The sequence below is a fragment of the Nitrosomonas sp. Nm34 genome (assembly GCF_900113925.1).
In the GTDB taxonomy this organism is placed as follows: domain Bacteria; phylum Pseudomonadota; class Gammaproteobacteria; order Burkholderiales; family Nitrosomonadaceae; genus Nitrosomonas.
Map to the genome: position 1 here is coordinate 73,133 of NZ_FORD01000012.1, position 18,540 is coordinate 91,672.

Annotated in this window: 15 protein-coding genes; 10 read left to right on the forward strand and 5 right to left on the reverse strand. The window is 41.2% G+C overall.

The features are described from left to right. The first annotated feature begins 472 nt into the window (after positions 1–472). Positions 473–1,783 (forward strand): MFS transporter, encoded by a 1,311-nt coding sequence (locus BM283_RS07285; protein WP_254776260.1) that lies wholly within the window; start codon positions 473–475, stop codon positions 1,781–1,783. A gap of 207 nt (positions 1,784–1,990) precedes the next feature. Here BM283_RS07285 and BM283_RS07290 read toward each other — a convergent pair whose 3' ends face one another. Beyond that, positions 1,991–2,371, reverse strand: a complete 381-nt coding sequence (locus BM283_RS07290; RefSeq protein WP_090691493.1) for an exosortase system-associated protein, TIGR04073 family — start codon at positions 2,369–2,371, stop codon at positions 1,991–1,993. Between the two features lie 528 nt (positions 2,372–2,899). Between BM283_RS07290 and BM283_RS07295 the strand changes: the two genes are divergently transcribed. Beyond that, on the forward strand, positions 2,900–4,138 hold the full coding sequence (locus BM283_RS07295; protein ID WP_090691495.1) for a hypothetical protein: 1,239 nt from the start codon (positions 2,900–2,902) through the stop codon (positions 4,136–4,138). Between the two features lie 757 nt (positions 4,139–4,895). Beyond that, positions 4,896–5,405 (forward strand): DUF1269 domain-containing protein, encoded by a 510-nt coding sequence (locus BM283_RS07300; protein ID WP_090691496.1) that lies wholly within the window; start codon positions 4,896–4,898, stop codon positions 5,403–5,405. A gap of 949 nt (positions 5,406–6,354) precedes the next feature. Here the strand turns inward: BM283_RS07300 and BM283_RS07305 are convergent. Together BM283_RS07305 and BM283_RS07310 are read right to left on the reverse strand one after the other, a co-directional pair. Then, a complete protein-coding gene (locus BM283_RS07305) occupies positions 6,355–8,544 on the reverse strand; it encodes a primosomal protein N' (RefSeq protein WP_175492059.1) in 2,190 nt (729 codons plus the stop codon). A gap of 359 nt (positions 8,545–8,903) precedes the next feature. After that, the gene (locus tag BM283_RS07310; RefSeq protein WP_090691499.1) at positions 8,904–10,286 is read right to left on the reverse strand and encodes an adhesin; all 1,383 of its coding nucleotides are present in this window, start codon (positions 10,284–10,286) and stop codon (positions 8,904–8,906) included. A 303-nt stretch (positions 10,287–10,589) separates the two neighbouring features. On the opposite strand from BM283_RS07310, the gene BM283_RS07315 reads away from it, so the two are divergent. From BM283_RS07315 to BM283_RS07335, 5 genes are all read left to right on the forward strand, one after another. Next, complete coding sequence (locus tag BM283_RS07315; protein WP_254776261.1) at positions 10,590–11,690, forward strand: aromatic ring-hydroxylating oxygenase subunit alpha; 1,101 nt, start codon at positions 10,590–10,592, stop codon at positions 11,688–11,690. A gap of 37 nt (positions 11,691–11,727) precedes the next feature. After that, positions 11,728–12,579, forward strand: a complete 852-nt coding sequence (locus BM283_RS07320) for a DMT family transporter (RefSeq protein ID WP_090691504.1) — start codon at positions 11,728–11,730, stop codon at positions 12,577–12,579. 66 nt (positions 12,580–12,645) lie between these two features. Further along, positions 12,646–12,990, forward strand: coding sequence for a SpoIIAA family protein (locus tag BM283_RS07325; protein WP_046851341.1), 345 nt, complete (start codon positions 12,646–12,648; stop codon positions 12,988–12,990). 55 nt (positions 12,991–13,045) lie between these two features. After that, positions 13,046–13,531, forward strand: a complete 486-nt coding sequence (locus BM283_RS07330; RefSeq protein ID WP_090691508.1) for a hypothetical protein — start codon at positions 13,046–13,048, stop codon at positions 13,529–13,531. Then, a complete protein-coding gene (locus BM283_RS07335; protein ID WP_090691510.1) occupies positions 13,531–13,911 on the forward strand; it encodes a SirB2 family protein in 381 nt (126 codons plus the stop codon). Before BM283_RS07330 ends, BM283_RS07335 begins: the two co-directional genes overlap by 1 nt. 59 nt (positions 13,912–13,970) lie before the next feature. On the opposite strand, the gene BM283_RS07340 is transcribed toward BM283_RS07335, so the two are convergent. Together BM283_RS07340 and BM283_RS07345 are read right to left on the reverse strand one after the other, a co-directional pair. Continuing rightward, positions 13,971–15,968: a TonB-dependent receptor gene (locus BM283_RS07340; RefSeq protein ID WP_254776262.1), complete on the reverse strand. Its 1,998-nt coding sequence runs from the start codon at positions 15,966–15,968 to the stop codon at positions 13,971–13,973. 209 nt (positions 15,969–16,177) lie between these two features. After that, positions 16,178–16,600 (reverse strand): Fur family transcriptional regulator, encoded by a 423-nt coding sequence (locus BM283_RS07345; RefSeq protein ID WP_090691512.1) that lies wholly within the window; start codon positions 16,598–16,600, stop codon positions 16,178–16,180. Between the two features lie 215 nt (positions 16,601–16,815). On the opposite strand from BM283_RS07345, the gene BM283_RS07350 reads away from it, so the two are divergent. Then, complete coding sequence (locus tag BM283_RS07350; protein WP_090691514.1) at positions 16,816–17,022, forward strand: hypothetical protein; 207 nt, start codon at positions 16,816–16,818, stop codon at positions 17,020–17,022. A gap of 465 nt (positions 17,023–17,487) precedes the next feature. Further along, entirely contained in the window at positions 17,488–18,258 is a 771-nt protein-coding gene (locus BM283_RS07355; protein ID WP_090691516.1) for a hypothetical protein, read from the forward strand. Positions 18,259–18,540 lie beyond the last annotated feature (282 nt).

An 18,540-nucleotide genomic window follows, 5' to 3' on the forward strand; every position in this document is an offset into this window, starting at 1 on the left:
TTGTGAGAACTACTCAACATCTTCCGGTTCCACTTCATGCCTATTGCCGTGAATATCAGCTTGCGCAGATATATAAATTTGCTCATTAACTGGCTTGCCATTACGCCGGAATTGACGAAATATCCAATATAAGAAAAGCAATAGTAATGGAAGGACTGATTCCATTTCTAAATCAAAACTGACTTTGTCAGCTTCACCTTGCCGTATTATTTATACTGTCTACGGCTCGCCATCGTGTCTTTTTTAATTTGGGATTGAAATAAGAAGATAGTTTCTATAGCTATTGGTATTTCTGCATTTTAAAACCTATCCGGATTCATGGTGATACCGAACTTCGTGATAGAAAATTGTGATAACGTATGGCTGAAGCTGCCGTTTTATAAATAATTTTCACTCTGGTAGTAAACGTTGCCAAAATTCTTGTAAAAAATCCATATGCTCGCAATCAGAAAATAATGATATTGGCTGTCACATGAATCCGAAGAAAGAACTACCATATTTTACTGAGGGTGTAAGTCGGCGCGAAGTTTGGTCCTGGGCAATGTTCGATTTTGCCAATTCAGGCTATACCACTGTCGTTATTACTGCCATTTTTAATGCCTACTTTGTAGCGGTCGTGGCTGATAATCAGGATTGGGGTACATTTGCATGGACAGCATCATTAGCAGTTTCTTATATCCTTATTATTCTAACTGCACCAGCGCTCGGTGCTTATGCAGATATTTACGCCATGAAGAAGCGCTTATTATTGCTGACAACTATCGGTTGTGTCTTATTTACTGCATTACTTTATTTTGTCGGACCGGGTGATTTGTGGTTAGCAATTCTCTTTATTATTCTCACCAACTTTTTCTTTGGGAGTGGTGAAAATTTGATAGCTGCTTTTTTGCCTGAGTTAGCACGAAGCGATGCGCTAGGGAAAGTATCTGGCTGGGGATGGAGTCTTGGTTATATGGGTGGTTTATTCACCTTGGGTTGCTCCCTTGCGTATGTGACATGGGCGCAAGGGAAAGGGCAGGAAGCCGATCAATTCGTGCCAGTGACCATGCTCATAACTGCACTCATTTTCGCTATTGCTTGTATTCCTACTTTTCTTTACTTGAAAGAACGAGCGCTGCCGCAGTTGCATCAAACGAGTGATCATATCATCCGGGAAGCTTTTGCACGATTGGGCAATACGCTCAAGCATGTACACCATTACCAAGATCTGGTGCGCTTTCTTGTCTGCCTTATTTTTTATCAAGCGGGCATTCAAGCAGTGATTGCATTGGCAGCAATTTATGCCCAGCAAGCGATGGGATTTAACACTACAGACACGATCTTATTGGTCCTGCTAGTGAATATTACTGCTGCAATAGGGGCATTTATTTTTGGTAATTTGCAGGATAAATTGGGTCATGTTCCTACTATCGCACTTACGCTCATTGGTTGGATCATTATGATTTTATTGGCATGGATGGCTAAAAGCTCTGCCATGTTCTGGTTAGCCGCCAATATTGCTGGTTTGTGCTTAGGTGCATCTCAATCTGCCGCGCGGGCATTGGTTGGATTATTCAGTCCTTCTTCTCGACGGGCCGAATTTTTTGGGCTATGGGGATTGGCGGTAAAGCTGTCCTCTATCCTGGGCCCGATCACTTATGGCCTGGTTAGCTGGATGTCACGTGGCGATCATCGTCTTGCTATGCTGATTACGGGTGGTTATTTTCTTATTGGTTTAGTGATTTTAATGCGGGTGGATGTGCAAAGGGGACAACAAGCGGCATTGTATGATCCTGAGAAATAAAGCATAAAGAGGTGATAGGCTTCTTTAGAAGTCCTCAAAGTTCTCCACAATCGATCAGGTTTATGCAGAGTTAATCAATGCTTTCATGAAAAAGGAAGATATTCCGGTTTGGTCTTGTAACTCTTTTCATATTTAACAGATCGTGAAAAATAGCCATAATCATTACTTTATTTCAACGATCTGTTGAATTTTCAATCAGCTTAATACTTATCCATAAGTGGTTTCTTTATGGAAATCTTGCCAGATATAGGGTGGGGAAACAACTGGAGAGGTAGGAATGAAAAATGTAACAGCGTCCAATGCACCCAGTACTGTACGGCCAACTGTGTGGATAAGGCCGGTGAGCAACCCGACTGTTAAACCATAAGGCGCGCCATCGCGTTGGCTAGTCAAGATGACTGTTTTGGGAAGCTCCACCCAACCGGTCGCTGTATTAACAAGTCCATTCATCAGTTTTTCACCTGCCATGGTTGGGTAATTCTTCTCCATTTTTTCACCATACATGGTATAGCTTTGTGCCATTGCTGTTTGAGATACTAAAAAGAATAATACAGTGAGTGATAAAAGTAGTGTTACGAGTTTTTTCATTGCTTCTCCTACGGTGTGCAGTATTGATGTATAGTATTGAAAAGTTGGTAAAGCTTATACTGATTTAAATTCTTATCAAGAATATGAATATATTGAAAATGTGCAATCAATCTAACGTATTTTCATTATATTGAAAACTCTAATATAAATTAATGCTGCTACTAAGTCCCCGCTCTTCCAATAAATCAAAGTTAACTTCAGCTTAATAAAAAATAAATATAGGGTGTCTTTAAAAATTCAGAGTTCTAAACAAGACAAGGCGAGCACAAAAAATGTTGACGCAGCTTATCACCAATAAGTAAGGAAGCATTTTTTGTGAACAACGACATATTGTGACAAAACGGGGTAAGCAGGCAATCCACGAAGCGGATACTCGCAAATATAAATTTTTAGAGGTGACCTATCGTCTAATTTCATAAGAATACTAACACAACAATACAATACATTGCTCCGATTGCGTTGTTTCTGAGTTGCTTGCAAAATGCAAAATATGAACCAGTAGTCGTCCCATCATTCATGGAATAACTTATGCGCCGTTTGTTATTGTGTGTTGTATTTGTTTTTACCCTTTCTGCTTGTTTGTCGCCTATTACGCTCAACCGCGCAGTGATGGCATATGATGAAGCAGTTGTCAATGCAGATGCCAAGCAGCTACTCGTTAATATTGCCCGGGCTCGACATCATCAGCCTCTTCATTTCACCCGAGTTTCGGCTATTGCGGCTACTTTCAATTTCAGTGCGAATGCGGGCGCTTCTCCAGCACTAACAGGTGCTCAGGGTGGCATGTTGGTACCGATATTTGGCGGTGGTGTTTCAGAAAACCCTACTTTCAGTATTGAGCCAATTGCAGGTGAAGAATTTACCCAACGACTCCTTGCCCCGTTCAGTCAACACAAGTTTACGCTGTTGCTTCGGCAGCATTTTGATGTAGATCTGATGCTGCGGATGATGGCACAGGAAGTTACACTACTAAATCTTCCCGCTATCCAGCTTGATAAGAGGTACAGGGGCCGTGTTCGCTTGCCGCAGCAAAGATATTCTCAAAAGATTGCTTATTACAACAGCCCATCAGATCGAGAGGGCTACGAGATGTTTCGTCGTGTAGCGCTCCATTTCTCAGCCATTCAGGATCAGAAGCAGTTATATGCAGAGCCGCTGACGTTTGAGCGAAGCTGGACTATTCCTGCAGGCGCTGTTTCAGCAGAGGGGTTTCAGTCTTTGCAAAAAGAATTTACTGTCCGCTACGACCAGAAGGAGGATACATATACGCTTAGCAAGCACGTGTCCGGACCTATTCTTATTACTAACTATGATCCTGATACACTGCGTTTTGAAGAAGTTGAAGATTTGTATGGTTTGGCAAATTCTTTGATAGATAACGATGTTATCTTTGATATCCGCTCAGGCTATGTCGGGGGAGAATGGCCCCTTAGAGGTGCTTTCCGGTTAAGAAGCTTTCATGCTATTCTCAATTTTCTCGGTCACTCACTTGGGGAAGAACCAGAGTATCATGTAGAAAAAGACTCGCGTACTCCTCCTATTCTCAGAGATGAAAATCCTATTAATATTATGGAGATTTTCGTGTCAAATAAGCCTATTCCTAATACTGAGCTATCGGCCCACTTGGATGGCCAATATTATGCAATTAATACCAAAGGACCAGATGCGCACTGGAATCAGAATGCTTTCCAATTGCTTTATATTCTGTTTCGATTGACTGTTACTGAAGCAAAATCTCTCGCTTTGCCTATTACCATTGCCAAGTGATTATTTTTTTCTAGACTTTTATCTGCTTTTTTACTGACGGAGTACATGACAAAATGAAGATTAATTTTAGGTAGAGTAATTTATAAGAAAGCTACACGCGGTTTTTAACGTGGTCCGGCCGCATAAGTGATCAAGCAGAGGTCGGGCATAGAGCAACTATAATATTCTCTCCCGCAATGCAGTCATGCTCGAAGGCAAAGCATGAATAAAGAGACGACCAAAGCATATTACAACATTTAAACAATTGAATAACACAAAATAGAGTGTAACCCATGCCCGCTTGTTGGCTGTTGGTGGGATGGGGAATTAGCAGAAATATGTTTTGTCAGAGGTAAAATTTTTTTTGCATTTACAGATGGAAATGCTTATAGAGTTTTAGGATAATTAATTAAAAGCCATCAAGGAGAAAAAGGCTTTTGTAACCTCTTAATGATACTTTTTTCTGGATATTCTTACTTTGCATGCTCATAGGTGCCCTTGTATCTTTTCATTGATTTTTTTGCCATATAACTACTCATTATCAAGCTTAACGATTATATAGCTGATGCTTTCCTGGCGCCACAAACTATAGAATAATGTATGTAATTGCATTATTGCTCCACTAATTGGTTATCATTTAACATTGGCTCGTTAACTCGTGTATTAAAAGCGGATTGATTTGCTCTATTGCTACTTCTCTATATCAATTGACGATCTAATCAATTGACGATTTAATTTGTTGAATAATACTGATTATCCTAAATTTGAGGAGGTTATCATGCGACGCATCTATTTTCTTGTTCCGGATATTAACAGTACCAGGCGTGTTGTTAATGAACTGCTTTTAGCACGAATTGAAGAGAGACACATCCACGTGATTGCCAAGAGCGGCACACCACTCGAGGAATTGCCGGAGGCCAATTTGCTACAGAAAAGTGATTTTGTTCCTGCAGTGCAACAGGGGTTGGCATTAGGTGGAACGACCGGTCTGCTTGCTGGATTAGTTGCAGTGGCTCTTCCACCTGCTTCCACCGTTATTGCAGGCGGTATCTTGCTAGGAACAACGGTGGTAAGTGCGGGTATAGGTGCCTGGTTAAGCGGGATGATAGGAGTGAATGTGGGTAATAGACGGATCAAAGAGTTCGAAGATGCAATAGAGGCAGGTCATTTTCTAATACTCGCCGATGTGCCAGCGGATCGGGTAGATGAGATCGAAAAAAGGATAAAACAACATATATCGGAAGTAGAAGTCGAAACGACAGAACCAAAAATTCCTGCGTTCCCATAACATGCAAGAGTCAAATCGCTTGGTAGCATTTGAGGTTGTCTGGTGATGCAGTAAAAATGGATTGGGACAGCTTTCGGGTATATTATCCCTCGTTTTATTTTTGTTGTATCGAATAAAAGCAAACGATGATCGGTATGAGCAAAGTCAATCGTAAAGATAATTTACCTTCGGCATGAGAATTCATAAATCTTCAAGTGCCAAGTCGAGGAGGCTGGGTAATAAATGTTTTTGGGCTAAAAAATGGTATGTTTGAGCCAGAGCTACTCAATACGGTAATGCAATATTTATTGTAAAAAATAAGAGATGTTTGTTAGCAAAATTCAGCTTTTTGGTAATTTTGCTATTGATAACTTATACTTTTTTTGTTCGGGAAGAAGAATTCCGCAGTGGAAAAAGGATAAATAATTTGTTTTCTAGAAAATGAACTACGGAAACTAGATGTTTCAGCCTGCAGGAAGGAGATAAATTGGTATTTGATATGGGATTTAGCTTAATATCAAAAGAACATCTGGCTAATTTTATTGTAGAGGTCTTTACATAACTGGGTTTTTAGAGTTTTTCTCTGTATGTGTCACTCATAAAACCAATCACTTAGAAATACCAAATTATCCAAAAAACCAGTTATGCAGGAGTCTATTGTATATATCTCTTTGAATGTGAGTTCGAGAAATAGAATACCTCGACTCAAACCGTTGACAGAAATCGTCAATTATATGAAAGATCGTTATAATTCCAGTTCCCAATAAAAAAGTAAATAATTTTTTAAATAAAATTATTTCTTTACAAGATATTACGTAACTTTATAATTTATTTTTCTATTGCGAATTAGAATAACATCTATCGGATTCTGGATGTACAAGTGTCGAAGAAACTCTTTCCTGGGATCATTGTTTCATCATAAGAAATTCAGTTTGCTATGGTAACTATTTGTATATCGAATTCACGCTGATTAGAATTCTGATGGATCAACATCCAAAGCCCATCGTACTTTACGACGGGGAATCTTGCAGAGTTTCATATACCACTCGCTGAGAAATAGCTGCAATTTTTTGCGGGAGTGGGATTGTACCAGCAGATGTGCGCGTTCTAGTCCTTTTAGCCGTGTCATTTGTGCAGGGACTGGATCGAATATTTCTATTTGTTTCCCAGGCTCGACCAGTTTGCTTGCCATGCTGAGAAACTCTATCGCAGAGGCAATATGTGGCGCTTCTGCATTGAGCAGTGCTTGGTGCGAGTAGGGAGGAAAATGAGTGATCTCCCTTTCTCTTAGCAATATTTGTGCATAAGCATCGTAATCATGCTGTTGCAAAGCGACATACAAAGGATGATTGGGAAATTCAGTCTGAATAAGAACTTCTCCTGCTGTTTCAGCGCGACCTGCTCGTCCAGCAACTTGCATCAATTGTGCGAATAATCGTTCTTCAGCACGAAAATCCATACTATAGAGTGAAGTATCAGCACTAAGCACACCTACTAAGGACAAATTAGGAAAATCATGCCCTTTAGCTAGAAGTTGGGTGCCTACCAGGATATCTACTTGTTGTTTATGGATCGCATTTAATATGAGTTGCCAAGCTTCCTTGCCTCGAGTATTGTCCCGATCGACACGGAGAATACGGGCATGAGGAAAAAGTTTTGCCAATGCAGCTTCAATTCGTTGTGTACCATGACCAAATGGCATGAGATCTTGATCGCCACATTGTGGGCAGGCTGGTGGAAGTTGTTCTGTGTAGCCACAATAGTGGCAGCGTAGATTTTTTTGAGTCAGGTGTACAACCAGACGACTGGAGCAACGAGAGCAGGTCGCAAGCCAGGTGCAAGACTTGCACAATAATACAGGAGCATAACCGCGGCGATTAATAAAAACCATGCTTTGCTGCTTTTGAGTTAGCGTTCTTTCTAATGCAATAAGCAGTGGTTCAGATAATCCTTCTTTGAGCTGAATGGAGCGGGTATTGACATAATGTATGATTGGAAGGGTAGCATTTTTCACTGCACGCGCACGTAATAGTATCCTGCGGTATCGGCCGGTTATGGCATTGTAGTAGCTTTCTAATGAAGGGGTTGCAGAGCCTAACAAGATGGGTACATTAGCTTGTTTTGCACGAAAAATGGCGATATCCCGCGCTGAATAGCGTAACCCATCTTGTTGCTTGAATGAAGGATCATGTTCCTCATCAACGATAATCAGACCCAGCTTGGGTAGTGGCGTGAAAATGGCCAAGCGTGTTCCAAGTACGATGCTTGCTTCGCCCCGCTGTGCCTGTAGCCAGCCATTCATACGTTCGGTAGGATTGAGTTTGCTGTGCAAGCTGATCAGGTGTGTGGTGGGGAAGCGCGACCGGAAAATTTCTTCTAGTCTGGGGGTCAAATTGATCTCGGGCACCAGGATAAGTACTTGACATTTTTGTTTGAGTAGCGTTGAAGTAATCTGGAGATAAACTTCAGTCTTGCCACTACCTGTAATACCATGAAGCAGCCAAGTATTGAATAAGCCTATTTCAGCTTGGATGGTATCGATTGCGGTGATTTGTTCGGTTGTGAGCTGCAAAATGGGAGAAGCGTTGATGTTTGGTGTGAATTCCGGCCCCTCTAAAATCTTTTCTACCCATCCTTGAGCTAGAAATTCTTGTAATAATTTCGGGGCACGTTGAGAGAACTGCTTCGCTTCTTTGCTCGTGATGGTGCCTACTTCTTTAAGGTGAGTAAGCAGGTGATGTTTAGTTTTACTCCGGCCAGGAATGGAAGACAGTGCTATAGCATAACCTGTTTCGGTCAAACGGAAGAGGAATGACGTGACAAATCGTTGTGGCACAGGTTTAATGCTGCGTAACCGCGTGGGTATGCCATTCATGATTACCCTTCCAATGGGGTAATGGTAATAGTAACTACAGAATTCAAATAATTCTATGAGAGCTGGAGGTATTGGGGGAATATTCCGTAAAATCTCGTCAGCTTGTTTGAGTTTGTCATGAGAAACGTGAGCCTCATCAGATATGGCTAGGATAATGCCTATCATGAATTTTTTACCAAAAGGAACACGTGCATATGAACCAATGTCAAGCTGTGTTGCATCGGGCGCAATATAGTCGAATAGACTATCAATAGGGATATCGAGTGCGACGCGGATTATAGTCATTTAACTCAAATTTTCTATCAGAGCTCCTGAATTTAATTGAATTAACAAATTATTCTGATACTCCTTTTTAAGTATATCCTTAGGAATCAGCTAATTAGGCTTCTAATAAAAAATATGGGCTTAATCAAATTTTTTATATTCATGAAAGGATGGGACTTCAATCTATGCTCAGAATTATTAACATACAATATGGCGAGTGCTGAATATCGAAAAGCAGTTTGATCAAAATTAATTAGCTGCTATTTAAATGGCTAAGATAGGGGCGGGTCAAGAAGAGGCGAGAGCAAAATTTGCTCTCGCCGAATTGGAAGAATGCTTAATTGTATTGTTTTATCACATCCTGGTAAGTTATTTGTGAATTAATTTGAAGCCCGATATAACGTAACAGATGCTTCGCCTTGTTTGCTTAAGACCGCAGTATTACCGTTTGCGCTGATATCAAATGAAATGGGTTTGTCTAAACCGTTGGATAAACCGACACAGCCGTTGGTATCATAAATAAAGCTTTTGATATTCAATTCCTTAGAATTGGCATTGTATGCATATGAGGCAAACTCAACTCCTGGGGATCCACATTCAACTTGCTCGGACTGAAAGGTTGTGCCAAGCGGATCTACCAGCATGAATTTATTATTAGGAAAGAACAGAAGTAATTTGGTTTTAACGCTATTTTGATCTAACTCCCAGGCACCAACAATACCGGAAGCATTATTATCCATTTTGGCATATCGCTTTTCTTTGATTTCGGTGAGAATGGGTTCATCATCTGAACTGAGTTCAATTGGGCGCGCGATGTGAAAGAGTTCTCCCAAGACGCCACTTTGTTCTCTTGCTCTTTGGGCAACTACGATGTCAGAAATAATGAGCTCGTCGCCGTCTGTATGGACTCGCCAAGTAGGGCGCGGGTGTGATAAACCTGCTCGCAGATTGGTATCAACGGATAAGGAGCTATTGAGGTTAAATCCTCTGGTATCAAATTGCGATGCGTTTGCAACGCCGTATTCTACCCCGGCTTTAATAATAGTACTGCCTCCACAAACACGGTTTTCATCGCATGAATCATCTGCCGTTGCTTCACCCTGCAGGAATTCACCACTGCCATCTGCTGCTACTCGTATAACGCTTGCATTCGTGTCATCGTATTTTACCCAAATGTGGCTACTCAGTAGACTGATTCCTCTGGCAAGAAAATCGGCACTGGCTGCTTCTGCTGATTTGATATCGCCGGCTAGGCCTGCAGCATCGCGCGCGGTTTTAAGTATTGCAGAATTAGCAAAACTGACTGGATCACTTGCGAGATTAAGAGTAGATTTAAGTGCTGAAGTGGCTTCTGCTGGAATCGATATTCCGTTTGAGAGATCATTATCTGAATCGAGTGATTGCAGTAGAACAGGCAGATTCTGTAATTTATTCTCATTGCCTGCGGCCAGTTCTATTGGTGTAACAATACCAGTAGCCTTGATGTCACCGATGATCAGTTCACCCAATTCGAATTTGACATTATCGCCATGGTTATAGCGATACATGCCTTGTGCATCCGTAGTTCCTGATGAGCCTGAAGATGTCGTATAAGCAACGCCTGCAACTGGAGCGGCATCAGTGAGTATTCCGGTAGTAGGTCCTTTGAGAGGAGTTTTGCTAACTTTTGATTCCTGACTATCGCTACAGGAAGCAAGTCCTATGATAAGTGCACTCGATAAAAATACCCAGATTTTTTTGCTTGTTTGTTGATTCAATTTCATTGAGATAACTCTTCCAATTTATGTTTAATTAATTCATGCGGTTTACGCATAACGCTAAGATTGTAATCTTATGAAATAAGAGGATAATGTAGACATGAATCCTGGTAATGTATATTTTTTACAACCCTCAAAGTGAAGCTTATTTATATATTAGAGTCTTCCTTATATTAATAAGTATAGACGCAATTTTCTGTTTTATTGATTTTTTTGAATTTCTGAATATTTGGTTTGTCCATTGGCCATTAAACTTCTGTTGAACATCACTTCTTTAATAAATGTTTTCATATGTCTAGTCTAGCGCAAATGTCACAATTGTTGACTGAGTTGACTGAGAAACCACAACAACTTTCTGTTGACTGGTATTTAAATCCACATATATTGGAATTAGAAAAACAACGATTATTTGATCGGGGTCCAGGTTATGTCGGACATGAATTGATGGTACCCAATATCGGGGATTACCAGGTCATGGAATGGATGAATGATGCCGATGTACTAGTCCGCAACGAGAATGGGGTTGAGCTGTTATCGAATGTATGTCGTCATCGCCAGGCACTTTTACTGAAAGGGCGTGGAAATGCCAGAAATATAGTTTGTCCTATTCATCGCTGGACTTATGCAATGGACGGCAAATTACTCGGGGCGCCGTATTTTAACCATAATCCCTGTCTGAATTTGGGTAAAACGTCCTTACAAAATTGGAATGGGCTCTTGTTTACAGGTGAACGCAATGTTGCACATGATATGATAAATCTAAGTGTCCTCAAGGATTTTGATTTTACGGGTCATATATTTGATCGTGTTCATATAGATCATTATTCGTGTAACTGGAAAACATTTATAGAAGTTTATCTGGAAGATTATCATGTCGAGCCTTTTCATCCCGGTTTGGGGCATTTTGTTGATACCAATAAACTTGATTGGAAGTTTGGTGATTGGTACAGCGTTCAAGTTGTAGGAGTTAATCCTGAATTCGATCGAGCAGGCACGCCAGTATATGAGAAATGGCACAAGCAGGTATTACAGTACAATAATAATCAGACACCCCCTTATGGTGCCATTTGGTTACTTTATTATCCCAATGTGATGCTTGAATGGTATCCCCACACCCTCATCATTAGTACGATAATACCAACTGGAGTAGAAAGCTGCATGAATGTCATTGAGTTTTACTATCCAGAAGAGATTGCTTTGTTTGAGCGTGAATTCATTGAGGCAGAACAGGCAGCATACTTCGAAACTGCTTTAGAAGATGAAGAAATATGCAGGTTGATGACAATGGGGCGTCGTGCACTTTATAAACAACATATTAATGAATTCGGTCCCTATCAAATGCCAATGGAAGCTGGGATGTTGCATTTTCATAATTTCCTGCAAAGAGAGGTAGGCTCTTACTTATGCTAACTATAATTCTGAAATGTCTTTTATAAAGTAATGACTGATGCATTCGCTGTGGATGCTTGTGGCGAGTTTTTTGTTTGCTTGTATGGGAATGTTGGTAAAGCTAGGTGCAGTCTATTTTTCTAGTATCGAGTTGGTGTTTTACCGTTCCTTAATTGGTCTATTTTTAACCTATCTGACCATGCGTACTCGTCGAGTATCATTGATTACTGAACACTGGAAAATTCATTGCTGGCGTGGACTGTTTGGTCTCGGCGGACTGTTGCTATTTTTTTATTGCATTACACAACTTCCATTAGCAACCGCCATATCCCTGAATAATACCTGGCCGCTATTTCTAGCATTGTTGACGACAATTATTTTAAAAGAGCGTTTCCACTGGATGTTGGTTATGACAGTCGTACTCGGGTTTATAGGCGTAGTTTTGTTATTACGGCCCACTTTACATGAAGATCAGTGGCAGGCTGGATTAATTGGTCTGATCTCGGGGATTCTTGCAAGCCTCGCCCATCTTAATCTGAAACAGCTCGGTAAACTGGGTGAATCTGAATGGGTAGTAGTTTTCTATTTTACCTTGATCTGTACGGTAATAACCGGTATATGGCTGTGGTTAACTGCATTCAGTGCTATTAATTCGAATAATTTATGGATATTGGTTGGTATTGGTGTAACGGCTACTCTTGCACAGCTAGCGCTTACTAGGGCTTATCGCGTCGGTAAAACTATCGTAGTTAGTGCACTTGCATACAGTACAGTATTATTTGCAGGATTATGGGATGTTTTTTTATGGCATGAGACTTTGCCCATTTCTGCCTGGATAGGGATGGGGATGATTATATTAGGAGGGGCGTTAAGCCTGAGAAGTGCTCCAATAAGTGTTGGCAGGCACTAGATTCAATCATATTTGCCTGGTGAATTAATTATTTAGAATGAATACATTATATCTGGGAGTGCGCGCATGATTACTATTCAAAAAATCAATAATCTGATCATTTTAGCTGTAATTGGGGAATTTACTCTCAGTGATTTTAAAGAATTTGAAGACAAGGTGTTATATCGATCACATCCTGAAGATAAGATAAATTTATTGTTTGATTGGCGGGATATGGTCGATTATACGGTTGATGTCGCTTGGGAAGAGATCAAATTTATGCGTGAGCATGGTAGTGAATTCAATCGGGTCGCGGTCGTTACTGATAATCAATGGCAGGCATGGAGTGCATGGGTATCAAATCTGTTTATCGATGCGGATGTAGTGGTTTTCTCTGATTATGAGGAAGCAAAGGAATGGGTTTCCTTGTAAATAGATGCTAAGCTTTTGGCGTATGCGTGTAAAAAAAATTCAAGCATAATTCAGCATGGATGAGTTTGTTTTAGCTCGGGTATTGCATGTATTGGGTGTAGTTCTTTGGATTGGTGGGGTGGCCATGGTAACAACCGTCCTGCTTCCTGCCGTAGCGAAAGTGAAATTAGCTGAAGAGCGTGTCGAGTTCTTTGAGCATATTGAAAGCTGCTTTGCTACTCAAGCGCGCTATACTACATTGTTAGTAGGATTGAGCGGTTTTTACATGGTACATATTCTAGATGGATGGAGCCGTTTTGTTGAGCCCCATTTCTGGTGGATGCATGCCATGGTGTTCGTGTGGGGTGTTTTCACGCTAATGCTTTTTGTGCTGGAGCCATGGGTGCTCCATAAATGGTTTAAGACTAGAGCGCTAAATAAGCCAGAACAAACATTTGTGTTGATTCAGCGTCTGCACTGGTTTTTATTGAGTATCAGCTTGGTTACAGTTGCAGGTGCGGTTGCGGGTAGTCATGGCTGGGTTTTGTTTGGGGAAGGGTGATGAGCTATACGGTATTAAAATTCATTCATGTATCCAGTGTCATATTCAGTTACTTGCTGTTTCTAACACGGGGTATTTGGATGATACATTCATCAGCTCAATTACAGCAACGTTGGGTAAAAATAATGCCACACGTAATTGATACAGTGCTGCTAACCAGCGCAATCACGCTGGCAGTCCTGATCCAACAATACCCGCTCGCAGATGCTTGGCTGACTGCAAAGGTTGCGGGACTGCTTCTTTATATTGGTTTGGGCATAACAGCATTCAGATTCGGCAAGACCTACCCAATAAAAGTTGGCGCCTGGATTATGGCTCAGATAGTGTTCTTTTATATTGTATTAGTTGCGCTGACTAAAAATCCTATCATATTCTTATAAATTAAGTTATAAGTGAGATACCTTAAATCTTTGAGTAAAGGTTCTCTTATTGAGCAGGTTTAGAAATCACCTCTGATTCCTGCTACTAAAGCTCTTCCAGGCAAAGGGGCAAAATTCTTCAAAAAAGAAGTATGGACACGTATTTCCTCATCCAGCAAATTTTTTCCTTGAACAAAGAGTTTGATCCCATTTGATTGAGTTTCTTTTATGCGATAGCTGGCTTCTAGATTGAGTAATGTATAGCCAGGAGTGCTGGTTTCAAGTTCGGCTCGCTTATTCTGGCGGAGTACGTGTATTGTAGTGAGATTCGCGCCCCAAGAGCCCTGCTGATAGTTTAGTTCCAATCCAAAACGTTGCGGTGTAGTGCGTGGAACATTTCCATTATTGTGGTCTAATTTGCCGCGTACATAATCTGTAAATAAACGCAAGTCTAAATTATTAGGTTTGAGCGTAAACGTAACTTCCGCTTCTGCTCCGTAGAAGGTGGCACCTGTTTGAGCCATATTCAGTAATTGAAATTCACCTTGCGGGTTTAATATTCCATCTTCATCGACACGATCCGCAATGCCATCTTCATTGGTATCCACATTTCTTAAAAAGATATAGTGGTTAAAGCGATTATAAAAAGCATTCACCTTCCATCTCATGAATCCAGCAGTTTTGCTAAGGGACAAATCAAAATTATTGGTCGCTTCTTTGTGTAACGCGTTATCGCCAATCTGGAAGGTGCCTGTGGCACGATGAGGGCCATTTATATAGAGCTCTTCTATCGCAGGCGCGCGCTGCCCATGCGTTGCTGTCAATCCTAAGTTATAGTCTTTTATAAAATTCCAAAAAGCGCCAGCGGAACCATTGAACAGACCAAATGCGCGAGATCGGTCAATGTTATTTTGTGGATCACGCGTGGCATACTCATAGCGGCTACCGAATTCAAATCGAAAATTACCCCAGTTGCGTTCTTCGATAATAAAAAGTCCAGTAGAGCGAGATTTGGTCACAGGCACTATCGCTTCTTCACCTAAAGCAGAGAATGTTCGATCCTGAAATTGGATGCCGAACAAACCTTTTAAGTTTGCAATAGGAGAATGTAAAAACTCAGCTCGTGTTTCCAGTTCTCGATTTTTAAAGCGAGTTGCGATTTCCCCATTACTTTCAATTTCATTATGTTTATAGTCATTGTAGCCCATGCGTACTTTGAATTTTTCAAGGCCAGTAAGGGGATTGTCCAGCTCTCCAGCCAGATTATAGCGAGCTTGGGTTAAATCAATGGTAGGTTTCTCGGGTGTGGGCACACCATATTTGCTCTCCTGCAATGAGATAGAGCCTCCGAAGAATCCTCTTTCACCTACGTAGGAACTCCCGATAGATAAGCCTTGAGAGTCAACGGCGCTGTTTTTGACTACATTCTTTTCGCTGTTTATATTCTGATTAATATCCGCTCGTCCAGGTATATGATAATCGTTCGTATTGCGCTTGAAGCCACCGACACTCCATGAGGTTTGACCAAAACTGCCATTTACATTGAGCGCTCCGGTTTTTTCTTCAGTTGCAGTATTTCCCCGTACTTCAAAATTACCTTTTAATGATTTAAATACCTGGTTGGGAATGCGTCCAGTTACAGCATTTACTACGCCACCTGTTGCTCCTCCACCATAAAGCAGAGTTGCTGGGCCTCGCAGAATTTCAATTTGCGAGGTGTTGAGGGTCTCAATAGTGACAGCGTGATCTGGGCTGAGAGAGGAGAGATCAAGTGTGCTGATGCCGTTCTCCAATACCTGAATACGTGGCCCATCCAAAGCGCGGATGATAGGGCGTCCGGCGCCTTGCCCAAATGAGCTCGAGGCTACGCCAAGTTCACTAGATAACGTATCACCCAGATTGATCTCGCGTTTTCTGCGAAGATTGTCTCCATGAATAACAGTAGTAGGCTGAGTCATGTCGAGCTCGCTACGATCTTGAAATGGCGTCGAAGTGATGGTGACTTCGGGAAGTTTAATTGTTGAGTTGGCTTCTTCAGCTTGAGCGTTAGTATTGAAAACAAAGAGGATTAGACTCATGGCAGTTAGCCTTAATCGTTCTTTTTGATAGTACCTGGTTGTATTTTTTATGATTCTATGATGCGTCATGCCGATGAGTAATATTTTATAGTTAAGAGTCAGGGGAGCTTCGTCCCATAAAATGCAACTGAGTTGCATTTTATGGGAAATAAAGAGTAATTATTTTGTAGAAAATAGTTACTATTCCCTTTTTCTGAATGGCTGCTCCATCAAACGCATTCAGCACATACCCCTTTAACCGTTAATTCAACTTCATGAAATAAATAACCAAGTGGCAAGGAAGGATTGGATTTAATCCTGAAGTTATTCAGACATATGACCTTGGTACATCGTGTACATATAAAATGTGCGTGTTGATGTGAATGTAATTCCATATTGACGCGAAAGCGCCATACTCGATCATCTCCTGCGATTTTATGTACTAAATTATTCTTGCTCAACCATTCAAGAACGCGGTAAAGCGTTACGCGATCCAGATGTTCTTTCACATTTAATCGTTCTTCAATCTCGCGATGGGTAAGTGCATATTGCTCTGCTAATAGTATGGCAAGCGTTCGAAGTCTATTATGAGTGACGCGATACCCAGTATGTCTAATCAGCTCTTTGGCTTTTTCATAGAAGTTATTTGGCATAGAAAAATAATATGCAACTTAGTTGCATTTAATTATAGTAAATAAATTTCTAAAAGGATAGTTTGTTAATCAAAAAGGGTGAGTGGAAGAAGCGGCTACTTGTTCACGATGCGGCGACGGGGCCAAAGAGCCAGCCTCTCGACAGCTTGGACGAAGAAAAAAGAAGCCGACGACGTTGTCACCTTGCACCGACAGGCGCTTCTGTCTGTATATAATTGTCTGTATACTTTGCAGCCAACCATTCTCGGCCTGATTCGGTCAAAGCTGCATTGCTGCTTGCAATGCCAAGGATATCCCGCTTGCCGGAGATTGAAGGCGATAAACCCAAGAAGAAATTTGAAAATTATCCCATCGGCTACTTTCATATCGATATCGCAGAAATTCAAACGGAGGAGGCAGGCTGTATCTGTTTGCCGCATTGACGCACGCCAGAATACGTCTGCACCGAGCGGCATGAGCGTTCCACCAGAGGGTCGTGGCGGGTGCTTTACGTACCCTGCCTAAAGCTGTACCTTGAAAATTCTATTTTTTCCATTTCTAAATCAAGAATGACGTAAAGGCGAACCGCAGACAGTATAAATAAAATAATATGGTAAGGTGAGGCCGGCAAGCTCTGATGTGTCAACACTTTTCTGGACACAAAGTTAAGCAGCATTTTGCTGCAACTCGAAGTCAAAGGTTTAGCGTACCCACATCATTCTTAGCTGGTTACGCTATATTTGAATTTTTCTGATTAAATTCTCTACATTGTCTTCATGGCATACTTATTCAGACCTTCCTTAAATTTTGTTATACAATCCATCAGAGCAAATATGCTGGGCAATATTCAATATTGCTGAGTAATTTACAATTACAAGTTGGTTAAGATTAAAGATTTTGGAGAATGTATGAGAAAGGCTTCACGTAATAGATGGGTTGTGCAATTATGCGTAGCAGCAATATTTTCATTAGCAGCTTTTTCCCTTCATGCACAGTTGATGCTTGCGCATGAGGGACATCATGCTGGGCATGGCGGATGTCAAGTTAAAGAGGGAGAGTTTCCGGTAACTGTCTCCATATATGAAGTGCCGGAAGGTGATATTCCTCCCATGCATTCCTATTGTGATCATGTGCCAAATATTGGAAAAGTAAATGTGACGATTGAGCTGCCTACTGAAGCGCGTGAGATACCGCTTGCCGTACGCCTTGTAAAAGAGGGGCATGAAGGGCATGGGGGAGAAATTAAGGGCAACACAGCGGCGAATAACCGCGCCAATAAAGAGCAAGATCATGAAATGAATCATGATGAGCATAAAGGTCACGCTAATCATGATGCTCATGCTGGGCATGAAGTGAATAAAAATGAAGAGCATAAAGATAAAGCACATGATGGCTTTTATATGGCGCCCACAACCTATCCTTCTGGAATTGTTGTTGTGGCGACAGAGCTTAAGGAGCTTGGTCAATATGCAATACTGCTGGAAAAAGTAGAAGGTGATACTGTGCGTACTGCTGTTCGTGTTCCGCTGCATGTAGGTGGAGAGGGTGGGCATGGGGGTCATGGCGGTGGTATTGGTATGCTGGAGATCATGCTCTTGCTCGGTTTAGCAGGCGGAGTCGCGTACTTTTTCTTGCGGTCTAAAAAAAATTCAGCCAAAGAAATTGCTGAGAAATCATAATTTAATTAGCTGGATAATAATTTATCACCCAAAATCCTTGACACAGATAGGATCAAAGAAGTAGGCTTGGGAGTTACAAGTAAAGAAAAAGAAGTATGGGTTAGTATTGACTTTATGCTCAAGCTATTGGAAGAAATGGATAGGCGTTTATAGATGGGCATGAATGGATAACAACATAAGAAAGAAAAGGAGAGAGGAATGAATGCCAGAAAATGGCTGAAAGGGCTAGCGATAGCCTGTGGAGTAATGCTGGCGGGAGCAGTGCATGCGAACCTGTCGAGT

Bases quoted from the DNA above. Each gene is read 5' to 3' on its own strand.
- BM283_RS07285 (WP_254776260.1), top strand. From the start codon at position 473: ATGAATCCGAAGAAAGAACTACCATATTTTACTGAGGGTGTAAGTCGG.
- BM283_RS07290 (WP_090691493.1), bottom strand. From the start codon at position 2,371: ATGAAAAAACTCGTAACACTACTTTTATCACTCACTGTATTATTCTTT.
- BM283_RS07295 (WP_090691495.1), top strand. From the start codon at position 2,900: ATGCGCCGTTTGTTATTGTGTGTTGTATTTGTTTTTACCCTTTCTGCT.
- BM283_RS07300 (WP_090691496.1), top strand. From the start codon at position 4,896: ATGCGACGCATCTATTTTCTTGTTCCGGATATTAACAGTACCAGGCGT.
- BM283_RS07305 (WP_175492059.1), bottom strand. From the start codon at position 8,544: ATGACTATAATCCGCGTCGCACTCGATATCCCTATTGATAGTCTATTC.
- BM283_RS07310 (WP_090691499.1), bottom strand. From the start codon at position 10,286: ATGAAATTGAATCAACAAACAAGCAAAAAAATCTGGGTATTTTTATCG.
- BM283_RS07315 (WP_254776261.1), top strand. From the start codon at position 10,590: ATGTCACAATTGTTGACTGAGTTGACTGAGAAACCACAACAACTTTCT.
- BM283_RS07320 (WP_090691504.1), top strand. From the start codon at position 11,728: ATGCATTCGCTGTGGATGCTTGTGGCGAGTTTTTTGTTTGCTTGTATG.
- BM283_RS07325 (WP_046851341.1), top strand. From the start codon at position 12,646: ATGATTACTATTCAAAAAATCAATAATCTGATCATTTTAGCTGTAATT.
- BM283_RS07330 (WP_090691508.1), top strand. From the start codon at position 13,046: ATGGATGAGTTTGTTTTAGCTCGGGTATTGCATGTATTGGGTGTAGTT.
- BM283_RS07335 (WP_090691510.1), top strand. From the start codon at position 13,531: ATGAGCTATACGGTATTAAAATTCATTCATGTATCCAGTGTCATATTC.
- BM283_RS07340 (WP_254776262.1), bottom strand. From the start codon at position 15,968: ATGAGTCTAATCCTCTTTGTTTTCAATACTAACGCTCAAGCTGAAGAA.
- BM283_RS07345 (WP_090691512.1), bottom strand. From the start codon at position 16,600: ATGCCAAATAACTTCTATGAAAAAGCCAAAGAGCTGATTAGACATACT.
- BM283_RS07355 (WP_090691516.1), top strand. From the start codon at position 17,488: ATGAGAAAGGCTTCACGTAATAGATGGGTTGTGCAATTATGCGTAGCA.